This is a genomic window from Allobosea psychrotolerans, assembly GCF_002917105.1.
GTDB classification, from domain to species: Bacteria; Pseudomonadota; Alphaproteobacteria; order Rhizobiales; family Beijerinckiaceae; genus Allobosea; species Allobosea psychrotolerans.
The window spans coordinates 12,305-36,842 of the sequence record NZ_PQFZ01000031.1 but is presented as its reverse complement, the minus strand read 5'-3'; the positions used below and the strand labels follow the sequence as shown (position 1 = coordinate 36,842).

The 24,538-nt window shown below is 65.8% G+C and carries 21 protein-coding genes; 13 read left to right on the top strand and 8 right to left on the bottom strand.

Annotated elements, in window-relative coordinates:
* Positions 1–238: 238 nt before the first annotated feature.
* A complete protein-coding gene (locus CYD53_RS28360; protein ID WP_103721433.1) occupies positions 239–532 on the bottom strand; it encodes a hypothetical protein in 294 nt (97 codons plus the stop codon).
* Positions 533–835: 303 nt separating this feature from the next.
* Here CYD53_RS28360 and mscL point away from each other — a divergent pair, with 303 nt between their 5' ends.
* The 3 genes from mscL (at position 836) to CYD53_RS28345 (ending at position 3,763) form a co-directional block, all read left to right on the top strand.
* Positions 836–1,255, top strand: coding sequence for a large conductance mechanosensitive channel protein MscL (gene mscL, locus CYD53_RS28355; protein WP_103721432.1), 420 nt, complete (start codon positions 836–838; stop codon positions 1,253–1,255).
* A 120-nt stretch (positions 1,256–1,375) separates the two neighbouring features.
* Positions 1,376–2,569 (top strand): pyridoxal phosphate-dependent aminotransferase, encoded by a 1,194-nt coding sequence (locus tag CYD53_RS28350; protein WP_103721431.1) that lies wholly within the window; start codon positions 1,376–1,378, stop codon positions 2,567–2,569.
* Positions 2,570–2,698: 129 nt separating this feature from the next.
* Positions 2,699–3,763, top strand: a complete 1,065-nt coding sequence (locus tag CYD53_RS28345; RefSeq protein WP_181012065.1) for an AbrB family transcriptional regulator — start codon at positions 2,699–2,701, stop codon at positions 3,761–3,763.
* A gap of 170 nt (positions 3,764–3,933) precedes the next feature.
* Here CYD53_RS28345 and CYD53_RS28340 read toward each other — a convergent pair whose 3' ends face one another.
* The 3 genes from CYD53_RS28340 to CYD53_RS28330 form a co-directional block, all read right to left on the bottom strand.
* On the bottom strand, positions 3,934–5,523 hold the full coding sequence (locus CYD53_RS28340) for an ABC transporter substrate-binding protein (RefSeq protein ID WP_103721429.1): 1,590 nt from the start codon (positions 5,521–5,523) through the stop codon (positions 3,934–3,936).
* Positions 5,524–5,831: 308 nt separating this feature from the next.
* Positions 5,832–6,758, bottom strand: a complete 927-nt coding sequence (locus tag CYD53_RS28335) for an SMP-30/gluconolactonase/LRE family protein (RefSeq protein ID WP_103721428.1) — start codon at positions 6,756–6,758, stop codon at positions 5,832–5,834.
* 73 nt (positions 6,759–6,831) lie between these two features.
* On the bottom strand, positions 6,832–7,737 hold the full coding sequence (locus CYD53_RS28330) for a LysR family transcriptional regulator (RefSeq protein WP_103721427.1): 906 nt from the start codon (positions 7,735–7,737) through the stop codon (positions 6,832–6,834).
* Between the two features lie 232 nt (positions 7,738–7,969).
* Between CYD53_RS28330 and CYD53_RS28325 the strand changes: the two genes are divergently transcribed.
* The 4 genes from CYD53_RS28325 (at position 7,970) to glcF (ending at position 12,866) form a co-directional block, all read left to right on the top strand.
* Positions 7,970–9,406 (top strand): FAD-linked oxidase C-terminal domain-containing protein, encoded by a 1,437-nt coding sequence (locus tag CYD53_RS28325; RefSeq protein WP_103721426.1) that lies wholly within the window; start codon positions 7,970–7,972, stop codon positions 9,404–9,406.
* Positions 9,407–9,577: 171 nt separating this feature from the next.
* Entirely contained in the window at positions 9,578–9,865 is a 288-nt protein-coding gene (locus CYD53_RS28320; RefSeq protein ID WP_103721438.1) for a GIY-YIG nuclease family protein, read from the top strand.
* Positions 9,866–10,037: 172 nt separating this feature from the next.
* Entirely contained in the window at positions 10,038–11,351 is a 1,314-nt protein-coding gene (locus CYD53_RS28315; protein WP_245928471.1) for an FAD-binding protein, read from the top strand.
* Between the two features lie 138 nt (positions 11,352–11,489).
* A complete protein-coding gene (glcF, locus tag CYD53_RS28310; protein ID WP_103721424.1) occupies positions 11,490–12,866 on the top strand; it encodes a glycolate oxidase subunit GlcF in 1,377 nt (458 codons plus the stop codon).
* Between the two features lie 247 nt (positions 12,867–13,113).
* Here glcF and CYD53_RS28305 read toward each other — a convergent pair whose 3' ends face one another.
* A complete protein-coding gene (locus CYD53_RS28305) occupies positions 13,114–13,815 on the bottom strand; it encodes a DUF3053 family protein (RefSeq protein WP_181012064.1) in 702 nt (233 codons plus the stop codon).
* Positions 13,816–14,176: 361 nt separating this feature from the next.
* On the opposite strand from CYD53_RS28305, the gene hisS reads away from it, so the two are divergent.
* The 4 genes from hisS (at position 14,177) to CYD53_RS28285 (ending at position 18,833) form a co-directional block, all read left to right on the top strand.
* Positions 14,177–15,739 (top strand): histidine--tRNA ligase, encoded by a 1,563-nt coding sequence (gene hisS, locus CYD53_RS28300; RefSeq protein ID WP_103721422.1) that lies wholly within the window; start codon positions 14,177–14,179, stop codon positions 15,737–15,739.
* 266 nt (positions 15,740–16,005) lie between these two features.
* On the top strand, positions 16,006–17,118 hold the full coding sequence (locus CYD53_RS28295) for an ATP phosphoribosyltransferase regulatory subunit (RefSeq protein WP_103721421.1): 1,113 nt from the start codon (positions 16,006–16,008) through the stop codon (positions 17,116–17,118).
* A complete protein-coding gene (hisG, locus tag CYD53_RS28290; RefSeq protein WP_103721420.1) occupies positions 17,115–18,089 on the top strand; it encodes an ATP phosphoribosyltransferase in 975 nt (324 codons plus the stop codon). Before CYD53_RS28295 ends, hisG begins: the two co-directional genes overlap by 4 nt.
* A gap of 261 nt (positions 18,090–18,350) precedes the next feature.
* Entirely contained in the window at positions 18,351–18,833 is a 483-nt protein-coding gene (locus tag CYD53_RS28285; RefSeq protein WP_103721419.1) for an META domain-containing protein, read from the top strand.
* Between the two features lie 181 nt (positions 18,834–19,014).
* Here CYD53_RS28285 and CYD53_RS28280 read toward each other — a convergent pair whose 3' ends face one another.
* The 3 genes from CYD53_RS28280 to groES form a co-directional block, all read right to left on the bottom strand.
* Positions 19,015–21,102 carry an ABC transporter ATP-binding protein/permease gene (locus tag CYD53_RS28280; protein ID WP_103721418.1) on the bottom strand — a complete coding sequence of 696 codons (2,088 nt, stop codon included), beginning with the start codon at positions 21,100–21,102 and terminating at the stop codon, positions 19,015–19,017.
* 188 nt (positions 21,103–21,290) lie between these two features.
* Positions 21,291–22,928, bottom strand: a complete 1,638-nt coding sequence (gene groL / locus CYD53_RS28275; RefSeq protein ID WP_103721417.1) for a chaperonin GroEL — start codon at positions 22,926–22,928, stop codon at positions 21,291–21,293.
* Positions 22,929–22,975: 47 nt separating this feature from the next.
* The gene (gene groES / locus CYD53_RS28270; RefSeq protein ID WP_069690314.1) at positions 22,976–23,263 is read right to left on the bottom strand and encodes a co-chaperone GroES; all 288 of its coding nucleotides are present in this window, start codon (positions 23,261–23,263) and stop codon (positions 22,976–22,978) included.
* Positions 23,264–23,478: 215 nt separating this feature from the next.
* Here groES and CYD53_RS28265 point away from each other — a divergent pair, with 215 nt between their 5' ends.
* Entirely contained in the window at positions 23,479–23,934 is a 456-nt protein-coding gene (locus CYD53_RS28265; RefSeq protein WP_181012063.1) for a MarR family winged helix-turn-helix transcriptional regulator, read from the top strand.
* Between the two features lie 66 nt (positions 23,935–24,000).
* Positions 24,001–24,477: a PaaI family thioesterase gene (locus CYD53_RS28260; protein ID WP_103721416.1), complete on the top strand. Its 477-nt coding sequence runs from the start codon at positions 24,001–24,003 to the stop codon at positions 24,475–24,477.
* Positions 24,478–24,538 lie beyond the last annotated feature (61 nt).

Genomic DNA, 24,538 nt, shown 5'->3' with positions numbered 1-24,538 from the left:
ACGAGGCCGGACCAGCCAGCAGCCGATGATGTCAGCCTCCCGCGCGAAACGCATGGACACGACGTTGCGCGTCTTGGTCGGGCTTGTCCCGACCATCCACGTCTTCGTCGGGCGAAGGTGGTGTTCAAGACATGGATGCTCGCCACGAGGGCGGGAGTTCACCAAGACCGGCACGCGATCCCGGCGATAATTCAGGTCCGTTCTTCAGGCGGGTGACGTTGCCTGCTTTCGACCCATCTCAGACATCCCGCAGATAGCTGTCTAAAGTTGCTAATGCGGCGTCCGCCAAAGCCTTCAGGTCATTGTAGTCATACCGCTCGAGGCGGTGGTCCACGCCGGGGCCAGCGAAATTTACACCGTCCGGGTAGATATCCATACGAACCGAACTCCCGCCCCAGCGGAGCGTGAAAGAACCATCACCGATATTAAAGGGTGTTGCGTCGAATTGATCGATCGATCCGAGGACAAATCGCTGCACTGCGCCGGCGGCGACCGCCGACATGAACTCCGGACCAGCCTTCACGATCATCATTAGCAGCCTCTCGCAATGAGGCCGCTTATAGCATCATTTACTCCGTCAGCTTCCGACCCTGAGTTGACACCTGGAACGGCAGCTTTCCGGGTTTGTGTCCGTTGCTGTGGAGATCTCACCACAGGGAAAGCATGACGAGTTCGAGCGGCCTTCTGATCAGGGGCGCGCTCTAGCTATCTGTGCAGGCTGCAACTTTGCGGCGAGCGGGGTCTTCTAACGCCCGCCCGACTCCGTTAGCGTTTCAAGTTCGGCTCGGAGCTAACGCGCGCCGCGAGCAAGACAGCCACGAGAAGGGGGCAGACCATGCTTGAGGAATTCAAGAAATTCGCATTGAAGGGCAATGTCGTCGACCTCGCCATCGGCGTGATCATCGGCGCGGCTTTCGGAAAGATCGTCGATTCGCTTGTCAGCGACGTGATCATGCCTTTCATCGGGGCGCTTGGCGGCGTCGATTTCTCGAACTACTTCATCGGCCTCAACAAGGCCGTGACCTCGCCCATCCTCGTCGAGGCCAAGAAGCAGGGCGCGGTCTTCGCCTATGGTTCCTTCGTGACCGTGGCGATCAATTTCCTGATCATCGCCTTCGTGCTTTTCCTGGTCGTGCGGGGCATCAACAGGCTGCAGCGCACCAAGGCCACCGAGCCGGCGCCGCCCGCTCCCCCGGCCGAGGACATCGTCCTGCTCGCCGAAATCCGCGACCTTCTGAAGAAGCAGTCGGCCTGAAGACCTTCGACCGGTTGCGGCGATTCATCACCGCGACCGATCGACCCGATCTCGCGATTTCATGCTTGCCCGCGCCGCTATCGGCTAAAGGAAGGGGGTCACTTTCGCGAGGTTCAGTTCATGACCACCACGACGTTGCCGGGCGCCAGCCTGATCGCCGATCTGAGGCCCGAAGCCCGCAACGCACCCGAGAGCGGCATCGTCGAGGTGGTCAATCACGGCCGCCTCAAGCAGGGCTTGATCCCGCTCTGGGTCGGCGAGGGCGACCTGCCGACGCCCGATTTCATCGTGCGCGCCGCCAACATGTCGCTGGCCGATGGCGAGACCTTCTACACCTGGCAGCGCGGCATCCCCGAATTGCGCGAGGCGCTCGCCCGCTACCACACCGCACTTTACGGCCAGCCCTTCTCCTCCGACCGCTTCTTCGTCACCGGCTCGGGCATGCAGTCGGTCCAGATCGCGATCCGCATGATCGCCGGCCCCGGCGACGAACTGGTGATCCCGACCCCGGCCTGGCCGAACTTCGCCGCCGCGATCGGCATCGCCGGCGCCAAGGCCGTCTGCGTGCCGATGGATCTGGAGCATGGCCGCTTCAAGCTCGATCTCGACAAGCTCGCCGCCGCGATCACGCCCAGGACCCGCGCTCTGGTGATCAACTCGCCGGCCAACCCCACGGGCTGGACCGCGACCAAGGCAGAGATGGGCGCGCTGCTTGCGCTTGCCCGCAAGCACGGCATCTGGATCATCGCCGACGAGATCTATGCCCGCTTCGTCTATGACGGCTCTCCGCGTGCCGCCTCGTTCCATGATGTGATGGAGCCCGACGACCGCGTCCTCTTCGTCCAGACCTTCTCGAAGAACTGGGCCATGACCGGCTGGCGCATCGGCTGGATCGAGGCGCCCGCTGCGCTCGGCCAGGTGATCGAGAACCTGATCCAGTATTCGACCTCGGGCTCGCCCGTTTTCGTCCAGCGCGCCGCCATCGCCGCGCTCGAGGAGGGCGAGCCCTTCGTAGCCCAGCAGATCGCCCGCGCCGCCGAGGGCCGCAAGATCATCTCCGAGGGCTTGCTGGCGACCAACCGGGTCTCGCTCGCGGCGCCTGATGGCGCTTTCTATCAGTTCTTCAGCGTCGATGGCCGCAGCGACTCGCGGGCGCTGGCGATCGAACTGGTCGACAAGGCCAATGTCGGCCTCGCGCCGGGAACCGCCTTCGGCCCGGGCGGGGAGACCGGCTTGCGGCTCTGCTTCGCGCGCAAGGCGTCCGACCTCGTCGAGGTCGTGGCTCGGCTCCAGACGGCGCTCGCCGCGCGCTAGATCTAGCGCCCGCGCGCTTTCGCTGCAGGGTATGGTTGCGCTGCCGGCGCAGCGGCGAAATTGACCTCACCGCGCCCCGCGTTCATGAGTGCGCCGGAGCCGCCCGCTTCTGGCGCGGTCGTGGATGCGATGGCGCTTTTCGGTTATCCCTCGACGCGGCCGGCTGTTCTGGGTCGCGAGGCCGTGACCATTGGCATCGCCTGGCTTGGCGGTGCCGCCTTCGCCCTGCTGGGTGCGCCTGCGGCCTGGCTGTCAGGCTCGATGATGCTGAGCGCGACGGTCGCCTTCCTGCGCCCGCTCCCTGTTCTGCGCCGGTCGTGGTTCGATTCGACGGTGCTCCTGTCCGGCACGATCATCGGCTCGGCGGCGACGCCCGAGGCACTCGCCGCCGCTGCCCGCTACCCGGCCTCGCTCGCCGTGCTTCTGCTCGGCATGGCGGCGATCATGATCTTGACCGGAGCGTATCTGCGCTATGTCGCGCGCTGGTCCTGGATCGACGCCCTGCTCGCCTCGGCACCGGGCGCGCTCGCCACGGTGCTGGCCGTGGCGCAGGCGAAGGGCGCGAATATCGGCCGGATCTCTGTGGTTCAGCTCTTTCGCCTGCTCGTCCTGGTGGCGCTGCTCCCGGGTGCAATGCAGCTGAGCGGGGTCCATTCGGCGGCGCCGGTCCCGCCCGCCGATATCGTCGGGGCCGACACGATGCTGCTCGTGCTGCTCTGCGGCCTGGCGGTCGGGCTCGTCTTCGAGCGGCTGCGCATGGCGGCGCCGATGATGTTCGGCGCGACCTTCGCCAGCGCCGTCCTGCACGGCACGGGCCTCGTCCACGGCACTTTGCCGCCCGAGATCCAGACGGCCGTGCTGGTGTTGCTGGGCTCCACCATGGGCGGGCGTATCGCGCATATTCCCCGGCCGGAGCTGCTGGGATTGTTCCCGCTCGCGGTCGGCGGCTTCTTCGTCTCGATCGCGGTTGCCTTCGCCTTCGCCTGGCCGGCGGCCCGGCTGGCCGGTGTGCCCTATGCCAGCGCGATGACCGCTTTCGCGCCGGGCGGGCTCGAGGCGATGGCGATGCTCGCCTTCGCCATGGGGCTCGACACGCTCTATGTCGGCTCCCACCATCTCACGCGCTTCCTGCTGATCGGCCTGGCGATGCCGTTCATCGTGGCGAAGATGAAGGAGGAGCCGCCGAAGGGGTGAGGCGGCAGATCTGTCCCATCAGTTCGGGCGATCCTGTCATTCCGGGGCGGCCAAAGGCCGAACCCGGAACCCACGGCCGGGCGGAGCGGGATCAAACCGATCACAAGCTCTCACCCGGTCGCGGGTTCCGGGTTCTTCGCTTTCGCGAAGCCCCGGAATGACAAAAGGGATCAGTCCACCCCGATCGTGGTCAGGTCCTGGAACCAGTGCTGGGCCAGCACGAACGTCTTGATCTTCGGGGACAGCACATGCGGGTTGGTGTCGTGCACCACCCAGACCAGCACGGCGTCGTCGACGATCTGGGCATGGGCCTTGGCGAGCAACTCGTCCTGCTTGGCGACGTCGAAGGTCTTCATCGCCTCGTCGAGATAGCCGTCGACCACCGGGCTCGCATAGGTTCCCCAGTTCACGCCGACCGGCGCAACCTGGTTGGAGTGGAAGAAGCGGATGATCGCGTAGAGCGGGTCGGAGGTGACATAGGCGATGTTGTTCGAGGTCACATCGGCGTTCATCTCGTCCTTCGCGCCCTTGCGCCAGCGCGTATAGAGCACCTCGAGCTCGACGACCTTGAACTCCAGCTCGATGCCGACATCCCTGAGGTTCTGCTGGATGAACTCGTTCATCGGCAGCGACTGCATTTGCCCGGTGCCGCCCTGGGCAATGACGAAGGTCGCCTTCAGCGGCTTCTCCTTGGAATAGCCAGCCTCGGCGAGCAGCTTCCTGGCGGCATCGGGATCATATTTGATCTGGAAATTCGGCTTGCCGAACCAGGGGCTCGCCGGATCGACCTGGCCGACCGCCGGCTTGGCGAGGCCGTTGAGCAATTCGACGATGCCGTTGCGGTCGATGGCGAGGTTCATCGCCTTCCGCAGGCGCAGATCCGTCCAGGGAGAGCCTGGGGCGACGCTGAGATGGTAGTTCCAGACATGGGGCGTGACGTTCTCGACGATCCTCATGCCGGCCTGCTTGAGGCGCGGCACGGTGTCGGGAGCCGGCGTCTCGATCAGGTCGACCTGGCCGGTGATCAGCGCATTGGTGCGCGCCAGCACCTCGGGGATCGGCAGCAGGATCAGGCGGTCGACCTTGGCGAGGCGGTTCTTGTTCCAATAATCCGGGTTCTTGACGAGCTCGGCGCGTTCGCGCGGCACGAACTTGTCGAGCTTGAACGGTCCGGTGCCCGAGGGCGTCAGCGCGAACTTGTCCCAGTCCTTGCCGAGCTTTTCATATTGCGCCGGGCTCGAAACCAGGAACCAGAGCATCTGGTAGGGGAAGAACGAGTCGACCGCCTTGGTGGTGATCTCGACGGTCTTCGCATCGATCTTGCGGTAGCTCGCGATCGACGGCAGGCGCGGCTTCACCTGCGCGGCCTGGCGGCGGTCGTAATGCGGGGCGTTCTCGTCCAGGACCTTGTCGAGGTTCCAGACCACGGCGTCGGCGTCGAAGGCGCTGCCGTCATGGAATGTCACGCCCTCGCGCAGGGTGAAGAGCCATTTCTTCTGGTCGGCGGCGTCGACCTTCCACTCGGTCGCGAGCCCCGGCACGAGCTTGCCCGGCCTGTCGGCGATATCCATCTCCCAGGCGACCAGCGGGTCGTAGAGCGTATAGCCGGTGAATTTATAGGCTCCGGCGCCGCGGTCGGGCTGACCTGAGGTCAGCGGGATGTCGGCGAGCGAGATGCCGTAGCGGACGACCGACTCCGCCTGTGCCGCACTGGCCACGGAAAGGGCGAGGGCGACCGAGATTGCCAAGCGTTTGAACATGCATGCACCTCTATGGGGGAAGCTGCATGCCGTTCAGCAAGGCCTATGCCACGAGCGGCCGGCAAGTACGATGAGGTGATCTGGAGCCACCGCCGTCATTCCGGGGCGATCCGAAGGATCGAGCCCGGAACCCAGAACCGATGCGGGTTCTCCATCATGCGCTCGCATGGTGAGCTTCACTGATCGAGCGCATCGGTTCTGGGTTCCGGGCTCAGGCCTGCGGCCTGCCCCGGAATGACGGCGTGGTTCAGGCCAAAATCATCAACCCTACGGCGTCAGACCCAATACGGCGTGATCTCGCCCCTCGCTCAGCGCGCGCCGTTGGTGTGCGTCATCACCGCATAGAGCGAGGTCGTGCCGCAGATGAACAGGCGGTTGAGCTTGGGGCCGCCCCAGGCGACATTGGCGACGATCTCGGGGATCGTGACCTTGCCGATCAGCGTGCCGTCGGGGTGGTAGATGTGCACGCCATCGGCAGCGCTCGTCCAGATCCGGCCGGTCACATCGAGCCGGAAGCCGTCGAACAGGCCGGCCGTGCAGGTCGCGAAGATCTCGGAGCGCCCGAGCGTCGCGCCATCCGCGCCGAGCCGGCAGGCGCGGATATGGCGCGGGCCGTTGACGGGATCATGACTCGCGCCGGTGTCGGCGATGTAGAGGATGCTTTCGTCGAGGGAGAAGGCGAGACCGTTGGGCTTGATGAAATCATCGGCGGCGATGGTCACGGCGCCTGACTGCGGGTCTATTCTATAGACGTTGCAACGCCCGATCTCGCTGTCGGATTTGTTGCCCTCGTAATCGGTGAGGATGCCGTAATCGGGGTCGGTGAACCAGATCGAGCCGTCCGACTTGACCACGACGTCATTGGGCGAGTTCAGCCGCTTGCCGTCGAAATGGCTCGCCAGCACGGTGACGGAGCCGTCATGCTCGGTGCGCGTCACCTGACGTCCGCCATGTTCGCAGGTGACGAGCCTCCCTTCGCGATCCACCGTATTGCCGTTGGCGTTCCGGGCCGGCTGGCGGAAGACGCCGACCTGGCCGCTCAGCGCGTCGTAGCGCAGTATCCTGTCATTGGGGATGTCTGACCAGACCAGCGTGTTGTGGGCGGGAAACCAGGCCGGCCCTTCCGACCAGCGCGCTCCGGTCCAGAGCCGCTCGACGCGGGCGGAGCCGGGGACGATGCGATGGAAGCGCGGGTCGAGAACCTCGACGCCGGTGCCTTCGAGAACGCCGAACATGATGTCCTATCCCTGGGCTGTTTTGGTGTCGGCTATCGGGAGCACAGATCGGCGGCTTCGCCAACCATGTGCCTCACAGCCCCAACCCCTCATCCCAATACGGTGTCGCGCCATAGAGCTCGCCGAGATAGTCGACGAAGGCGCGCACCTTCTGCTCCATATGCCGGCGGCTCGGATAGACCGCATAGACCGCGACGCGCTTGCCGACGGAATACTCCGGCAGGACGCGCTGCAGGGCGCCCGATTTCAGCTCCGGCCCGACATCCCAGGTCGAGCGCAGCGCAATGCCGAGGCCGGCCAGCAGCGCCTCGCGCACCACCTCGCTCGAATTGGTCCGCAAGGGCCCGTTGACGCGCACGCTGACCGGCCCGCCCGGCCCATCCAATCGCCAATGGTCGGCGTTGTGCGCGATCAGCGTATGGCGCGCCAGATCCTCGATGCTGCCGGGCGTGCCGTTCGCGGCGAGATAGCCCGGCGTGGCGCAAAGCACGCGGTGATTCGGCGCGAGCCGCTTTGCGACGAGGCTCGAATCCTGGAGGTCGGCGATGCGCACCGCCAGGTCGAAGCCCTCGCCGACGATGTCGACGAAGGCGTCGCTCAGGATCAGGTCGACCGTCACCTGCGGATGCGCATCGAGGAAGGGCTTGAGATGCGGCGCGATATGCAGCCGCCCGAAGGAGGTCGGCGCCGAGACGCGCAGGGTGCCGCGCGCCTGCCCGGCGCCGCTGGCGACCCAGGCCTCGGCATCCTCGATCGAGGACAGCACCGAGACCACGCGCTCATAGAAGCCCTGGCCGGCCTCGGTCAGCGAGAGCTGGCGCGTCGTGCGCTGCAGCAGGCGCACGCCGAGCCGCTCCTCCAGGCGCCGGATGCGCTTGGAGATGACGGCCGGCGAGAGGTTGAGCTGGCGGCCCGCCGCCGACATGCTCTTGGCCGTGACGACATGGGCGAAGACGTCGAGATCGCCGAACCGGTCCATAGCGCCCTCATCTTTTCCGAATTGGAAATAATCATGGACGTTGGTTGCACTGCAAGCCAGTTGGAATTGGTCTAGAGTCTCAATCGCTCCGTCCCGTGAGCCCTCATCCTGAGGAGCCGCGAAGCGGCGTCTCGAAGGATGCTCCAGCGCGCTCTGGACCATCCTTCGAGACGCGAGCTTGGCTCGCTCCTCAGGATGAGGGCTGGTGTGGCGGGCGACGCAGGAGTTCACAATGTCCGCCATCGCCTTTCCCGTGCCCGACGAGAGCATCCTCGCTCGGCGCGACGAGATCATCGCCGGCCTCAGCCGTCTGGTCGCGCCGGAGGCGCTGATCACCTCGGCTGATGAGCGCCGGCCTTACGAGACCGATGCGCTGACCGCCTATCGTCGCCTGCCGCTCGCCGTCGTCTTGCCCTCGACCACGCAGGAGGTCGCGGCGGTGCTGAAATTCTGCAGCGCTCAGGGCGTGCCGGTCGTGCCGCGCGGGGCGGGCACTTCGCTCGCCGGCGGCGCGATCCCGCAGGAGGATGCGGTCGTCATCGGCGTCTCCAAGATGAACCGCATCCTCGAGATCGACTACGCCAACCGCGTCGCCAAGGTGCAGGCCGGCGTCACCAACCTCGCGGTGACCGGCGAGGTCATGGCGGAAGGCTTCTTCTACGCGCCCGACCCGTCCTCGCAGCTCGCCTGCTCGATCGGCGGCAATATCGGCATGAATTCGGGCGGAGCGCATTGCCTGAAATACGGCGTCACCACCAATAATGTGCTCGGCGTCACGCTGGTGATGCTCGACGGCAGTATCGTTGAAATCGGCGGCGCTCATCTCGATTCCGGCGGGCTCGACATCCTCGGCCTGATCGTCGGTTCGGAAGGCCAGCTCGGCATCGTCACGGAAGCGACCGTGCGCATCCTGCGCTCAGCCGAGGGCGCGCGGCCGGTGCTGTTCGGCTTCCCCACGAGCGAGCAGGCGGGCGAGGCGGTCGCCGCCATCATCGGCGCCGGCATCATTCCCGTCGCGATGGAGTTCATGGACAAGCCGGCGATCGAGATCTGCGAGGCCTTCGCCCATGCCGGCTACCCGATGGATGTCGAGGCGCTCCTGATCATCGAGGTCGAGGGCTCGGATGCCGAGATGGACGCCCAGCTCGCCCGCATCGTCGCGATCGCCCGCGAGCATGGCGTCAAGACGGTCAAGGAGAGCAAGTCGGCGATGGAGACGGCGGCGATCTGGAAGGGCCGCAAATCCGCCTTCGGCGCGACCGGTCGCATCGCCGACTATATCTGCATGGACGGCACGATCCCGACGGGACAATTGCCGCATGTGCTGCGGCGCATGGACGAGATCGTGAAGGGCTATGGGCTTCGCGTCGCCAATGTCTTCCATGCCGGTGACGGCAACCTCCACCCGCTGATCCTGTACAACTGCAACGACCCGGTCGAGGCGCAGAAGGCAGAGGATGCCGGCATGGACATCCTCAAGCTCTGCGTCGAGGTCGGCGGCTGCCTGACCGGCGAGCACGGCGTCGGCATCGAGAAGCGCGACCTGATGACGGTGCAGTTCAATCCCGAGGATCTGCAGCAGCAGATGCGGGTGAGGGCGGTGTTCGACGGGCAGTGGCTGCTCAATCCCGCGAAGGTGTTTCCGCTCGAGGGCAGGGTGGCAGCGTGAGGAACCTCCCCGTCATTCCGGGGCGGCCCGAAGGGCCGAGCCCGGAACCCAGAACCGATGTGAGAAATCGCTTTCGAGGCCCGATCGATCGGCTTCATTTTGAGGCGGTATCGGTTCTGGGTTCCGGGCTCGCTGCTTCGCAGCGCCCCGGAATGACGGGGGAGGGTGTTCTTGCCGTTTCACGTCTATCTTTTGGCGAGCGGTCAGCATGGCACGCTCTATCTCGGCGTGACGCGAGATCTGGCTCGTCGTGTCCACGAGCACAAGTCCAAGGTGCTGCCGGGATTCTCACGCAAATACGAAGTCCATCGGCTGGTTTGGTACGAGGAGCATCCGACTGCCCAAGACGCAATCGATCGCGAGAAGGACATCAAGAAATGGCGTCGGGACTGGAAGGTTCGCCTCATCGAGGAGCACAATCCGCTTTGGATGGATCTCTATCCGCTTCTGGCGCGGTAAACCTCCGCCGTCATTCCGCGGCGCGGCAAAGCCGCGAGCCTGGAACCCAGAACCGATGCCTGGTCCTGGTAGGGCTCTCCGGCCTGCAGCGCCCATTTCCCAGACGCATGGGTACTGGGAGCCGGACACGCTACTTCGCTGCGCGAAGCCCCGGAAAGACAGGAGGTGGCGCGTGATCATCCACACCCCCACCACCGAGGCGCAGGCCTGCTTCGTCGTCAAATCCGTGGTCGCCAGCGGCATACCGCTCGCCATTCGCGGTGGCGGCACGCGCAGCGGTCTCGGGCGGCCGTCGCAGGCGGCGAGCACGCTCTCCAGCGCCGGCCTCACCGGCATCACGCTGTATGAGCCTGCCGAGATGGTGATCGGCGCGCGCGCCGGCACGCCGCTTTCGCTTGTGCAGGAGACGCTGGCCGAACGCGGCCAGATGCTGCCCTTCGAGCCGATGGACCATCGTTTGCTGCTGGGCACGGAAGGAGAACCGACGATCGGGGCGGTTGCGGCGGGCAATATTTCCGGCCCGCGCCGCATCAATGCCGGCGCGGCGCGCGATTCGCTCATCGGCATCAGGCTGATCAATGGCCGCGGCGAGGCGATCAAATCCGGCGGGCGGGTGATGAAGAACGTCACCGGGCTTGACCTCGTGAAGCTCGTCGCCGGCAGCTTCGGGACATTGGGCTTCCTCACCGAGGTCGTCTTCCGCGTGCTGCCGAAGCCGGAGCGCGTGGTCACGCTGGTCTGGCGCGGCTTGCCGGACGAGGCGGCGGTCGCGCTGCTCTCGACGGCGCTCGGCTCGCCCTTCGAGCCTTTCGCGGCGGCGCATCTGCCGGCCGGCATCGGCGCTAGAGCGTTTTCGAGCGAAGTGGACACCGGTTCCCCGGCGACAAACGCGAAGCGTTTGCGTGAAGAAAACGCGTCAAAACAAGGAGCTGGAGCTGTTGAACGATCCAATTGGATCGGAAACGGCTCGAGCGAGGCCCGCACGCTGCTGCGGCTGGAGAATTTCTCCGCCTCGATCGACTATCGCTCGGCCGAGCTTGCCGCCCTCCTCACCGCCCATGGCGCGCCGGAGATGCTGGAGGGCGCGGACTCCGAGGCGCTGTGGCAGGATGTGCGCGACGCAGGCTTCTTCGCGGGCACGCAGGAGGCAGTCTGGCGCCTGTCGCTGGCGCCGACAAACGGACCCAGGGCGACGGCCGCGATCGCGAATGTGCTGCCACAGGCGCGCTGGTTCTATGATTGGGGCGGCGGGCTGGTCTGGCTCGCGGTTCCCGATGCGGATGACGCCGGCGCAGCCGCGATCCGGGCTGCGATCAGGCCGCTCGGCGGCCACGCCACGCTGGTGCGCGCGCCGGACGCGATCCGCGCCAGCGTGCCGGTGTTCGAGCCGCTGGCGGAACCGCTGCTACGGGTGACGGCGGGCATCAAGACGAGTTTCGACCCGGCCGGGATTTTCGAGCCGGGCCGGATGTATGCGGGGATATGAGAGGGCCGTCATACTCGAGCGGAGCCCTCGGTCCGATCTTCGATCGGCTCTAGGATAAACTCCGCGCAGACTCGAGAAACTCGGGACGAGATGGTCGGGTCAAGCCCAACCATGACGGGCTAGCGAAACGGACAGACCATGCAGACCAACTTCTCCCCCGCCCATCTCGCCTCCGATCCGCGTCTGCCGGCTTCGGAGAAGATCTTGCGAACCTGCGTGCATTGCGGCTTCTGCACCGCGACCTGCCCGACCTATCTCTTGCTCGGCGACGAGCTCGATAGCCCGCGCGGGCGCATCTACCTGATCAAGGACATGCTGGAGAACGGCAAGCCCGCCACCGAAGAGGTGGTGAAGCATGTCGACCGCTGCCTCTCCTGCCTCTCCTGCATGACGACCTGCCCCTCGGGGGTGAATTACATGCACCTCGTCGACCATGCCCGCGCCCATATCGAGGAGACTTATCAACGCGGCTTCGCCGACAAGGCGCTGCGCCGCCTGCTCTCAGTGATCCTGCCGCATCCCGGTCGCTTCAGGCTCGCCATGCTGGGCGCGATGCTGGCAAAGCCATTCGCCGGCGTGCTTGGCAGCCTGCCGGGGGTCGGCGCGCGCCTGAGGGCGATGCTGGCGCTGGCGCCTGCCCGCCTGCCGTCGCGCTCGACGATGGAGGGGCCGCAAAGCTTCCCCGTCACCGGCGTGCGCCGCAAGCGCGTCGCGCTCCTGTCGGGCTGCGCCCAGCCGGTGCTCGATCCCGCGATCAACGAGGCGACGATCCGCCTGCTGACGCGCCATGGCGTCGAGGTCGTGCTGCCCAAGGGCGAGGGCTGCTGCGGCGCGCTCGTCCACCATATGGGCCGCGAGCATGACGCGCTTGCCTTCGCCCGCCGCAACATCGACGCCTGGATGGCCGAAATCACCGGCGAGGGGTTGGATGCGATCCTGATCACGGCCTCGGGCTGCGGCACCACGATCAAGGATTACGGCTTCATGTTCCGCAACGAGCCGGCCTACGCCAAGACGGCGACCACGGTCTCCGCGCTGGCCAAGGACGTGACCGAGTTCCTCGAGACCATCGACCTGCGCCATGCGCGCGATCTCGCGATCCCGATCGCCTACCACTCCGCCTGCTCGATGCAGCATGGCCAGCAGCTCAAGGACGGTCCCAAGCGCCTGCTCTCGGCCGCCGGCTTCAAGGTCAAGGAGGTGCCGGAGGGGCATATCTGCTGCGGCTCGGCCGGCGTCTACAACATCCTCCAGCCTGAGATCGCCGGGCAGCTGCGCGAGCGCAAGATCGGCAATATCGAGAAGACCCGGCCGATGCTGGTCGCGACCGGCAATATCGGCTGCATGACCCAGCTCGCCAAAGGTTTTGCCGACAAGGGCGCGACGACGCCGGTCGTCCACACAGCCGAACTGCTGGACTGGGCGACGGGCGGCCCCTTGCCCGACAAGCTGGCGGCAGCGGGGATCGCCGATGTGCCGGTGAGGGAGCCGGCGCGGCTGCTCGCGGCGGAGTAGCGGGTTTCGTTCCTGCTCGCGCAGTGCCTCTGCCTGAAATCCAGCGGACGCGGGGAACCCTCTCCCGTAGGGAGAGGGCAGGGTGAGGGGTCGGCCGTTTTGACGCTTTGGCCGCGACCTCACCGCGGCTTCGCTGTGAGGTGTCCACGCCACTGGTCCAGGGGCCGACACCTCACCCCTACCCCTCTCCTTACAGGAGAGGGGTTCCCCGCGCCCTTCTCGTCATTCAGAACCCAAACAGCGCGCCCTAACTCCCGTAAACTGCCCGGCGCAGCGTCTGCTGCGCCTCGGTCATGCCGCGCTGTTTGGCGTTCATCGCTTCGAGCGCGGCTTGCACTTTCGTTCGCAGCGCGGGGTTGGAAATCTCCATCTGCGAGCCGTTGAGCTTGATCGCCGCTCGGTTGTTCTGGATCAGCTCGGCAAGCGCGATGATCGCTGCAAAGGCGTCGTCGGCGGTCGGGAAGATCTGGCGGAATGCGGTGGCGGGCGCAGTGACGGCCTTGTCGTAGACCGCAGCATAGACACCAGCGAGATCCTCGGGCTGCTTCAACGCCGCCTTCTCGCTGCCGGCTGCCGCGAGCGCCTGATCGAGCGCGTCGCGCATGCCCACGAAGCCGCTGCGCACGGTGACGAGATCGGTCTTGCGCGCGACGATATCCTCGATCGAGCGCGGCATGCTCTTGGCCAGCGTCTCCTGCATGGGCTTGGCGACGGAGGCGTTCATGCGCTCATGGAAGCGGGAGATGACGGCATAATGCTCGGCATAGGCGCCGAAGGATTTCTGCTTTTCGGCGTCGGGTTGCGGCAGGCGCAAGCCGGTCTTGGCGAGCACGTCATCCCGGAGGAAGGCGATGAAGGCCTTGCGCTGGTCGGCCTCGCTGGGGCTGCAGGCCGCCAGCAGGACGGCGGCGAAAAGGCAGGCGAAGACGCCCAGGAGCCGGCGGGTCATCATGTCTTCCCCCTGTTGAAGGCGCCAATCCTAGAGCATGCCGTCTTTGCTGGGAAACGCGCCGTCATCCTGGGCGTAGCCGTCGGCTCCGATTTTCGATCGGCTCAAGGATGAACTCTGCGGAGGCTCGGGATCCGAAGTGCATCATGGTCGGGCTTGATCCGACCATCTCGTGATGGAGAGCTTGCCTTTGCCGACACCCCTTCCGGCATGAGATTCTCGGGGCGCAGGCCCGAGAATGACGCTCTATGATGGATCCCCGAGCCGCCGCGCTTGCCCCCTTCGCGCCAGCGGGCTAACCCCTCGCGCAACACTTATGGCGCCCGCAAGCGCCCGGCACGATTGAGAGAAGCGAAGTTCCATGTCGAAGCCCGACAAGCTCAAAGCCCGCCAGCCGCGCGGTTTCGTCGATCGCGGCCCCGCCGACGTCGCGGCGACCGAGCGCATGCTCGGCGTCATCCGCGAGAGCTTCTCGCGTTACGGCTTCGATCCGGTCGAGACGCCCTTCGTCGAGTTCTCCGACGCGCTCGGCAAATTCCTGCCCGACCAGGACCGGCCCAACGAGGGCGTCTTCTCCTTCCAGGACGATGACGAGCAGTGGCTCTCGCTGCGCTATGACCTGACTGCGCCGCTCGCCCGCTATGTCGCGGAGAATTACGACGCGCTGCCAAAACCCTATCGCAGCTATCGCGCCGGCTACGTCTTCCGCAACGAGAAGCCGGGTCCGGGACGTTTCCGCCAGTTCATGCAGTTCGACGCCGATATCGTCGGGGCGGGCTCGGTCGCCGCCGATGCCGAGATCTGCATGCTCGCCGCCGATACGATGGAAGCGCTCGGGATCAAACGCGGCGACTATGTCGTCAAGGTCAACAACCGAAAAGTGCTCGACGGCGTGATGGACGCCGCTGGTATTGATGCTGTTCAGCGCCTAGGCGTTCTGCGTGCCATCGATAAGGCTGACAAATTCTCTCTCGACGAAGTTGGGAAACTGCTTGGCGAGGGGCGCAAGGACGAGAGTGGAGACTTCACCAAAGGAGCGGGCCTTTCGGCAGCGCAGACAGATAAAATCCTTCGCTATCTCGACATAGGCAAGAATCTGGCTGATCTCGGCAAGGCTTACGGGCACAATCTAGCCAAATCAGCTGAGCTGTCGTCTGCGGCTCTACAGGAGTTGCGCCAGCTCGTTGTTGGCGCAGATGCCGGGGGCGAAGGGATTGATGAGCTAGAGCAGATAAATGCGCTCATTAGCGGAGCAGGCTACCTTGGCCGCATCATCATCGACCCCTCTGTCGTCCGTGGCCTGGAATATTACACCGGCCCGGTCTACGAGGTCGAACTGACCTTCCCCGTGACCAATGATGACGGCCAGGTCGTGCGCTTCGGCTCTGTCGCCGGCGGCGGGCGTTATGACGGGCTTGTCGGCCGCTTCCGGCCCGAGCCCGTGCCGGCGACGGGGTTCTCGATCGGCGTGTCCAGGCTTTATTCGGCGCTGAAGGCGGTGAAATCGCCGATCGTCGACGCCAAGGCGGAGCTCCCGCTCGTCGTCGTCACCGCAATGGACAACAAGTCGCCCGAGCACATGCCGGGCTATCAGGCTTTCGTCTCGCAGCTTCGTCAGGCCAGGGACGAGGCGGGCAAGCCCCTGCTGCGGGCCGACCTCTATCTCGGCTCGTCGGGCTTCAACGCCCAGATGAAATATGCGGACAAGCGCGGCGCGGTCTGCGCGGTCATTCAAGGTTCTTCTGAACGGGACGCCGGCACCGTGATCATCAAGGACCTGATCCTGGGGGCCGAGCTCGCTGCCGCCGGGCGCGAGGTCAAGGATTCCGCCGAGCACAAGGAGCGGCAGGCGCAGGCGCAGATCACACGCCCGGCCAACCAACTCGTTGAAGGCGTCAAGGAGGTTCTAGCGCGTTACAAGTGAAACGCGGGGAACCCTTCTCCCGGATGGGAGAAGGGCAGGGATGAGGGCCCGCCGCCGATCGTCAAGGCACGACGGAGCCGTTGCGCTTTACATTGCAACGGCACACCCTCATCCGGCCCTCCGGGCCACCTTCTCCCATCCGGGAGAAGGGAAGCGGCGTCGGCCCTTCCCGCGCCCTGCCGAATCCCGTTCACCCAATTCCCTAAAAACCGTCGAAAATACCGCACGCCGCTGCTAGGACAGCGGCCGCAACAGGATCAACCGCCGTGCCCGCCATCCGCGCCAGCATCGAGACCGTGATCGCGCTTTTCGCGCGCGAGGGCTATGGCCGCGCCGAACCGGCGATCCTGCAGCCCGCCGATGTCTTCCTCGACCTCTCCGGTGAGGATATCCGCCGCCGCATCTTCATGACGCAGGACGCCGAGGGGCGCGACTGGTGCCTGCGGCCCGAATACACCATTCCCGTCGCGCTCGATCACATCGCCGCGCGCTCGACGCAGCCTGCCGCCTACGCCTATGCCGGTCCGGTCTTCCGCATGCGCTCGGGTGAGCCCGGCGAGTTCTCGCAGGCCGGGCTCGAATCCTTCGGCCGCACGGATTTCGCCGCCGCCGACGCCGAGATCATGGCGCTGACGATCGAGGCCGCCGCCGCGCTCGGGCTCGCCCAGTCGAAGATCGTGATGGGCGATGTCGCCTTGCTCAACGCCTTGCTCGACGGGCTCGCCGTGCCTCAGGGCGCGCGCCGTCGCTTCATGCGCGCGGCGGTGCAGGGCAAGGGCGCAGATGCCACCGCGGCGCTCGACGCCCCGCAGCCTGAGGGCGATGCCGCTCATGCCGGCCTGCTCAAGGCGCTGGAAGGCCAGGATCCCAAGGCCGCAAAAGCCTTCGTCGAGGATGTCCTGTCGATCGCCGGCATCTCGACGGTGGGCGGCCGCACGGCCGGTGACATCGCCGAGCGCTTCCTGGCGCGGGCGGCCGAGCGTGAGAACCCGGTCAATGCCGACGTCAAGGCGCTGCTCGGCCAAGTGCTCGCCATCTCCGGCGATCCCGATACGGCGTCGGCCTCCCTGCGCGCGCTGGCCGAGCGCGCCTCGCTCGATCTCGGCCGTGAGCTCGACGCCTTCGACGAGCGCACCGGCTTCCTTGCCGTGCGCGGGGTCGATGTGACGCAGATCGCCTTCGCTGCCGGTTTCGCCCGCAATCTCGACTACTACACCGGCTTCATCTTCGAACTGCACGATGCCGCCCGCGCCGACGGCAAGCCGGTCGCCGGCGGCGGGCGCTACGACCATGTGCTGGGGCGGCTCGGGGCGCCCGGTTCCATTCCGGCGGTGGGCGCTTCGCTCTGGCTCGACCGGCTGGCGGGAGACAAGTCATGAGCGATCCGGCCCTCGTCCTCGCCGTCCCCTCCAAGGGCCGGCTGCAGGAGAACGCCACCGCCTTCTTCGGCCGTGCCGGGCTGAAATTCGTGCAGTCGCGCGGCGCGCGCGATTACCGCGGCACCATCGCCGGGCTTGAGGGGGCCGAAGTCGCTTTCCTCTCTGCCTCCGAGATCGTCGCCCAGCTGGCTTCGGGCGCGGCCCATCTCGGCGTCACCGGCGAGGATCTGGTGCGCGAGCAGGTTCCCGATGCGGATGCCGCCGTCGAGATGCTGACCCCGCTTGGCTTCGGCCACGCCAATGTCGTCGTCGCAGTGCCCCAGGCCTGGATCGATGTGCGCAGCATGGCCGATCTCGACGATGTCGCTTCGACCATGCGCACCCGCCAGGGCCGCAAGCTGCGCGTCGCCACGAAATACGTGAACCTGACCCGCCGCTTCTTCGCGCAGCACGGCCTTGCCGATTACCGCATCGTCGAGAGCCTGGGCGCGACCGAGGGAGCGCCCGCGGCCGGCACGGCCGAGATCGTGGTCGATATCACCACGACCGGCAGCACCCTGGCGGCCAACGCGCTGAAGGTGCTCGACGATGGCGTGATGCTGGCGTCGGAAGCCAATCTCGTCGCCTCCGTGCGGGCGCCCTGGGGCGCGCGGGCGCGCACTGCGGCGACCGCCATCCTGGCGCGAATCGCCGCCGAGGAAGAGGCGCGCACCGTGCGAGAGATCCGCGCCCGCGATATCGGCGTGACGCCGGAAGCGCTCGAGACGATCACCACCCGGTTCGGCGCGAGGCTGCCTTTCGGCCTGGCCGGGCAGGGCGGCGTGCAGGTGCTGCACTGCCCGGTGAAGTCGGTTTTCGCGCTGGTCGAGCATCTCGCGCGGTCGGGCGCGGACGAAATCACGGTGAGCGCGCCCGATTACGTCTTCCGCAAGGCCAATCCGCTGATCGAGCGGCTGCTGGCGCGCATCTAGGGCAATTGCACGATCCTGCTGGATCGTTCAATTGCCCTAGGCCTTTGTTTTGACGCATTTTCTTCGCGCGAAAACGCTCTAGCCGCCGCGCCGGAGACGGGGCGGCGGAGATTGCTGATGTCGGTGGCGCAGGCCCCATAAATCCCGCAATTCGGGTCCATGGCTCACCTTCCTGATTGATCCCGGAACAATACGCCGTTACGCGCTTTCAACAGGGAGAACCCGTGCGCTATCGTCACGGGCATGACTGCGGGTGATAGAATGACGAACCGACGCTTTGGCTATGCCGCCCTTCTCGCCGCGCTCGTGCCGATGGCTTCGCTCATGGCTGGTTCTGCCGAGGCCCAAAGCCGGCGCGGCCGGCAGGCACCCCAGGAGCAACAGCAGCAGATCCCGCCAGCCGAGCAGGAGAAGTCCTTCCCGGTCGGCGCCTCCTGGGCCGCAAGTTCGCTGAACGGCAAGCCGATCTCCGATCGCCGCGCCACCTTCCTGATCGACGCCAATCTGCGCGGCACGGGCTTTGGCGGCTGCAACACCTTCTCGGCGGCCGCCTATCCGCTGCGCCAGCAAGGCCTCGCAGTTGGGCCGATCGCCCTGACCAAGCGGACCTGCGACAAGGGCCTGCTCGAGTTCGAGCGCGCCTATCTCACCGTGCTGCGCGCCGCCCGCAATTGGGACCTCGTCGATGGCAAGCTGGTCGTCAAGGGCCCGGCCGGCGAGCTGCGCTTCGACCGCGGTCTCTGAGAGCGGGAGCCACGATCCGCACCGTCATGCTCGGGCTTGACCCGAGCATCTCGTAAACCAGAGCATTCTGGTCATGAGATTTTCGGGGCAAGCCCGAGAATGACGCCCTCCGAGGGACCGCGAACCTGCGGCGCTTTGCGGCTTGTCTTGGAAACCGATTCCCCCTTTTCGGGCGGATGCCCTAGCCGACCATCTCCCGGCTTTCCGCCCTGGGGCTGAATGTGCCGTCCTCGTTCGGCTGCATGATCACGATCGAATCGTGCATCGCCCGCAGCGTCGAGCGGTGGCCGATCGAGACGATCTTGGTCTGCGGCAGCGCCTGCTCGATAGCGGCATAGATCTCGCCTTCCAGCTTCTCGTCGAGCGAGGCCGTCGCCTCGTCCAGGAAGAGCCAGTCGGGCTTCGCCAGCAGGGCGCGTGCTACGGCCAGGCGCTGCTGCTCGCCGCCGGAAAGACGCTGGCCCCAGAGATCGACCTCGTCGAGTCGTTCGGAAAGATGGTCGAGCTTGGTCAGGTGCATCGCCGCCTTGATCTCGGCCTGGCCATAGGCATCCGCCGGCGCGGGATAGGCAAGAGCCGCGCGCAGGCTGCCCTGGGGTAGATAGGGGCGCTGCGGCAGCAGCATGATCTCGGCCCCGGCCGGGATGCCGACCTTGCCCTGGCCGAAGGGCCAGATTCCGGCAATGGCGCGAAACAGCGTCGACTTGCCCGAGCCCGAGGGGCCGATGACCAGGGTCCGCTGGCCAGCGCCGAGGTCGAGATCGCGGACCCGCACGATCGGCTGGCCGTTGGGCAGGCTGAGCGTGGCCTCGTCGATATGCACAGCCTCGCCCTTGGCGGACACGTTATGGATGCCCTTGTCGCTGGAGCGGGCCGCCTGTGCGATCGCGGCCTCGAAGGTGGTGAGGCGGTTGATCGAGGCGACATAGGAGGCGATCGACTGATAGCGATCGATGAAGAAGGACATCGCGGTCTGGACGCGGTCGAAGGCCGAGGCGACCTGTGTCATGATGCCCAGCGTGATCTTGCCCGAGAAATAATGCGGCGCGAGCAGCAGATAGGGCACGACGACGTTGGCCTGGCCGAAGGAGAGCGTGAAGGTGGTCAGCCGAACGCGCGCCCAGACGAGCCTGTAGAAGTTGGTGACGATATCGCCGAAGCGCCCGCTCAGGTGCTTCTGCTCGGCATCCTCACCGCGCATGAGCGCGATCTGCTCCGAATATTCGCGCAGTCGCGCCAGCGAGAAGCGGAAATTCGCCTCTCGTTTCTCCTGTTCGAATTCAAGTCCGATCAACGGCTTCCCGATCAGATGGGCGATCCAGGTCGCGGCGACGGAATAGATCAGCGCCATCCAGAAGATGAAGCCGGGAACGGTGATGTCCGTACCGGGCAGGACGCTCGCGACCGGGATCGACCACAGGATGATCGAGAAGGAGACGAGCGTGGAGACCTGCGTGAGCAGGGGCAGCGCGAAATTATAGGTGTTGTTGACGAAGGCGCGCGTGTCCTCGGCGATGCGCTGGTCGGGGTTGTCGGCACTTCCCGCGAGCGAGACCCTGTAGTGATTGGAATTGTCGAGCCAGGCGCTGCTGAACTTCTCCGCCATCCAACGCCGCCAGCGGATCAGCAGCGTATAGTTGGCGACCATTTCGATCAGGTTCGAAATCACCAGGATCGCCGCCCAGACGCTGAAGACGAAGACGAGCTGATACCAGAAGCTGGCGGCGTCCTTTTCCTGGATCGCGTTGTAGAAGTCGCGGTTGAAGAAGCTCAGCCGCAGCGAGATGGCGACCTGCAACTGATTGATGACGACCAGGAAGACCAGCAGGAACGTGCCGAGGCGGCCGGCGCCGATCCGAAAGGACTTCAAGGGCCACAGATGTCCGGTGGTCAGCTCGGGGGCCTCGAAATAGGGCGAGGCCAGCCTGGCGATGCGCGCGATGCCAGGGACGAAGGAGATGGCGTAGACGATCAGGCCGAAGACCGCGATCGTGATCGTCAGGCTGGCCGGCGGCACGAGCGCCTGCCAGGCCTGGGGCCAGGCGCCGGATTGGGCGACCAGGAAGGCGGCGCCGGTGAGCACGTACTCCACGCCGAAGATGACCGAGAAGATCCTGAGGAAGGTCGCGATCGCGAGGGCCCGCCATGTCGCCGCAGCGAGCAGCAGCCCGATGACGCCCATGCCGATGGCTCCGGCGCTGCCGCTCTGCTGGCCCAGGATAAGGGCGATCACGGCAAGCACGGCGACGGCGATGCTCAAGGGGCGCATGGGCGAGGATCCTGCGGAAATGGGCTGGGGATGACGAGATGCCATCGCGATTCTGACCATGTCGCAGAGGATGCGGCCATTCAATGGCGGCACCGGAAGATCAGCAAATTGTCATCGGCCGGACATGAAAAAGGCCCGGCTTGCGCCGGGCCTCCATAGTCTTCGCAAGGAGCGAAGGCTGGCTTGGATCAGAAATCCATGCCGCCCATGCCGCCGCCGCCCATCGGGGGCATCGGGGCGTCCTTCTTCGGCAGCTCGGCGATCATCGCCTCGGTGGTGATCAGCAGGCCAGCGATCGAAGCCGCGTCCTGGATCGCCGTGCGCACGACCTTGGTCGGGTCGATGATGCCGGCCTTGACCAGATCGCCGTAGACGCCGGTCTGGGCGTTGTAGCCGAAGGCGTAGTCCTTGGACTCGAGCAGCTTGCCGACCACGACAGCGCCGTCATCACCGGCGTTGTCGACGATCTGCTTGGCCGGGGCCATGATCGCCTTGCGGACGATCTCGACGCCGGTCTTCTGGTCGTCATTGGCGGTCTTGATCGCCTTGACGGTCGAGAGGGCGCGCAGGAGGGCGACGCCGCCGCCCGGCAGGATGCCTTCTTCGACCGCAGCGCGGGTCGCGTTCAGGGCATCGTCGACGCGGTCCTTCTTCTCCTTGACTTCGACTTCGGTCGCGCCGCCGACGCGGATCACCGCGACGCCGCCAGCGAGCTTGGCCAGACGCTCCTGGAGCTTCTCACGGTCGTAGTCCGAGGTGGTCTCCTCGATCTGCGCCTTGATCTGCGCGACGCGGCCCTCGATGTCCTTCTTCTTGCCGGCGCCGTCGATGATCGTGGTGTTCTCCTTCTCGATGCGCACCTTCTTGGCGCGTCCGAGCATGGCGAGCGTCACGGTCTCGAGCTTGATGCCGAGGTCTTCCGAGATCATCTGACCGGCGGTCAGGATCGAGAGATCCTCAAGCATGGCCTTGCGGCGATCGCCGAAGCCCGGAGCCTTGACGGCCGCGACCTTCAGGCCGCCACGGAGCTTGTTGACGACGAGCGTGGCCAGAGCCTCGCCCTCGACGTCCTCGGCGATGATCAGCAGCGGCTTGCCGGTCTGAACGACGGCCTCGAGGATCGGCAGCATCGCCTGGAGCGACGACAGCTTCTTCTCGAAGATGAGGATGTAGGGATCCTCGAGCTCGGCGACCATCTTCTCGGCGTTGGTGATGAAGTAGGGCGAGAGATAGCCACGGTCGAACTGCATGCCCTCGACGACGTCGAGCTCGGTCTCGGCGGTCTTGGCTTCCTCGACGGTGATGACACCCTCGTTGCCGACCTTCTGCATGGCGGTCGCGATCATCTTGCCGACCGACTCGTCGCCGTTCGCCGAGATGGTGCCGACCTGCGCGACTTCCGCGTTGGACGTGACCTTCTTGGAGTTCTTCTTGAGGTCGGCGACGATGGCTTCGACAGCCAGATCGATGCCGCGCTTCAGATCCATCGGGTTCATGCCGGCGGCAACCGACTTCAGGCCTTCGCGCATGATGGCGGCGGCCAGAACGGTGGCGGTCGTGGTGCCGTCGCCGGCGGCGTCGTTCTGCTTCGAGGCCACTTCGCGCACCATCTGGGCGCCCATGTTCTCGAACTTGTCGGCGAGCTCGATCTCCTTGGCGACGGTGACGCCGTCCTTGGTGATGCGCGGGGCGCCGAACGACTTGTCGATCACGACGTTACGGCCCTTGGGACCGAGCGTGACCTTGACGGCGTTGTTGAGGATTTCGACGCCGCGCAGCATGCGGTCGCGTGCGTCGGTGGAGAACTTGACGTCTTTGGCAGCCATAAGAGCTACTCCTTACATGAAAACGGGGATGGGCGGTCGCTTGGCGTTCAGCCGATGACGCCCATGACGTCGGATTCCTTCATGATCAGGAGATCCTGGCCATCGATCTTGACCTCGGTGCCCGACCACTTGCCGAACAGGACGCGATCGCCCTTCTTGACGTCCAGCGGGGTCAGCTTGCCGGCTTCGTCGCGGCCGCCCGGGCCGACGGCGATGACTTCACCCTCTTGGGGCTTTTCCTTGGCGGTATCGGGGATGATGATGCCACCCTTGGTCTTCTCTTCGCCATCAAGGCGACGGACCACAACGCGGTCATGCAGCGGACGGAACTTCATGGTTCTGTCTTCCTCTTGGATCTAATTCGATGCGGGTGCTCGATGGCGAACCCGCGATGGGCATCTGTTAGCAGTCTCAGCTATCGAGTGCTAACCGATGGCGGGGAGATAGGCGCGTCCCCTCGGAGAGTCAAGAAATCATCCGGCGATAAAGTGAATGCGGGGCTGTGCCGGGGCTTGCTGCCAAAGCTGGTTGAACACGCTAGCATGGCGGAATGACGACAGCTGCGCCCGATCCCCGGCTCGACGATATCGCCCGCTCCTGCGTGGCGCTGCATGTGCGCATGACGGCGCGGGCGGTGACGCGCGCCTATGACGAGGCGATGCGCCCGAGCGGGTTGAAGATCACGCAGTTCGTGCTGCTGTCGGCGCTCAGCACCGGCGCCTGGCGCTCCGTCACCGAATTGGCCGAGCGTTTCGCCCTGGAGCGCACCTCGCTGACCCGCAATCTGCAATTGCTGGCGGCCGAGGCGCTGATCGTTCCCGTCGCCTGCAAGGGCCGCGCCTCGGTCTACGCCGTCACCGAAAAGGGCAGGGCGGCGATCGAGGCCGCCATCCCCTATTGGCAGCAGGCGCAGGAGCGGATCGAGGGCGGCCTCGGCAGGGAGCGCTGGAGCGAAACCCGCGAGGGGCTGAAGGCGTTGCGCCGCGTGGCACGCCTGGCGGAATGAGACGCGGCTTGACCGGTGGTCCTCGATCCACTTAACGTGTAGCTACACAATAGGTGAGAGGCCACGATGACGCGTAGATTCGGGGTGGTGACGCGGGACGTGCTGCTCGCCGAGGACGGGCTCGGTTTCCTGCGCGGCATAGTCGAGGGCCGCCATCCCGGCCCGCCCATCGCGGAGGCGATGGATCTCGATCTCGTCGAGGTCGAGGAGGGGCGCGTCGTCTTCGTCGGCAAGCCCTCGGTGCGCTTCTTCAACCCGCTCGGCACGATCCATGGCGGCTGGACGGCGACGATCCTCGATTCCGCCATGGCTTGCGCCGCACACACCACGCTGAAGCTGGGCGAGGGCTACACGACGCTGGAGATGAAGCTCAATTATGTCCGCCCGGTCATGCCCGATAGCGGCACGTTGCGTTGCGAGGGCAAGCTGATCCATCGCGGCGGCACGGTCGCGACGACCGAAGGCCGCCTCGTCGACGAGCGCGGCAAACTTCTCGCGCACGGCACCGAGACCTGCCTGATCTTTCCGGCGAAAACGCCCTAACTACGTCGGCTTGGCTGCCTCACCTTGGCTCGACCGGGGAGGGCGCGCCTTTTGCGTCGAG

Coding starts and splice junctions, on each gene's coding strand:
- CYD53_RS28360 (WP_103721433.1), bottom strand. CDS start 532: ATGATGATCGTGAAGGCTGGTCCGGAGTTCATGTCGGCGGTCGCCGCC.
- mscL (WP_103721432.1), top strand. CDS start 836: ATGCTTGAGGAATTCAAGAAATTCGCATTGAAGGGCAATGTCGTCGAC.
- CYD53_RS28350 (WP_103721431.1), top strand. CDS start 1,376: ATGACCACCACGACGTTGCCGGGCGCCAGCCTGATCGCCGATCTGAGG.
- CYD53_RS28345 (WP_181012065.1), top strand. CDS start 2,699: ATGGCGCTTTTCGGTTATCCCTCGACGCGGCCGGCTGTTCTGGGTCGC.
- CYD53_RS28340 (WP_103721429.1), bottom strand. CDS start 5,523: ATGTTCAAACGCTTGGCAATCTCGGTCGCCCTCGCCCTTTCCGTGGCC.
- CYD53_RS28335 (WP_103721428.1), bottom strand. CDS start 6,758: ATGTTCGGCGTTCTCGAAGGCACCGGCGTCGAGGTTCTCGACCCGCGC.
- CYD53_RS28330 (WP_103721427.1), bottom strand. CDS start 7,737: ATGGACCGGTTCGGCGATCTCGACGTCTTCGCCCATGTCGTCACGGCC.
- CYD53_RS28325 (WP_103721426.1), top strand. CDS start 7,970: ATGTCCGCCATCGCCTTTCCCGTGCCCGACGAGAGCATCCTCGCTCGG.
- glcF (WP_103721424.1), top strand. CDS start 11,490: ATGCAGACCAACTTCTCCCCCGCCCATCTCGCCTCCGATCCGCGTCTG.
- CYD53_RS28305 (WP_181012064.1), bottom strand. CDS start 13,815: ATGACCCGCCGGCTCCTGGGCGTCTTCGCCTGCCTTTTCGCCGCCGTC.
- hisS (WP_103721422.1), top strand. CDS start 14,177: ATGTCGAAGCCCGACAAGCTCAAAGCCCGCCAGCCGCGCGGTTTCGTC.
- hisG (WP_103721420.1), top strand. CDS start 17,115: ATGAGCGATCCGGCCCTCGTCCTCGCCGTCCCCTCCAAGGGCCGGCTG.
- CYD53_RS28285 (WP_103721419.1), top strand. CDS start 18,351: ATGACGAACCGACGCTTTGGCTATGCCGCCCTTCTCGCCGCGCTCGTG.
- CYD53_RS28280 (WP_103721418.1), bottom strand. CDS start 21,102: ATGCGCCCCTTGAGCATCGCCGTCGCCGTGCTTGCCGTGATCGCCCTT.
- groL (WP_103721417.1), bottom strand. CDS start 22,928: ATGGCTGCCAAAGACGTCAAGTTCTCCACCGACGCACGCGACCGCATG.
- groES (WP_069690314.1), bottom strand. CDS start 23,263: ATGAAGTTCCGTCCGCTGCATGACCGCGTTGTGGTCCGTCGCCTTGAT.
- CYD53_RS28265 (WP_181012063.1), top strand. CDS start 23,479: ATGACGACAGCTGCGCCCGATCCCCGGCTCGACGATATCGCCCGCTCC.
- CYD53_RS28260 (WP_103721416.1), top strand. CDS start 24,001: ATGACGCGTAGATTCGGGGTGGTGACGCGGGACGTGCTGCTCGCCGAG.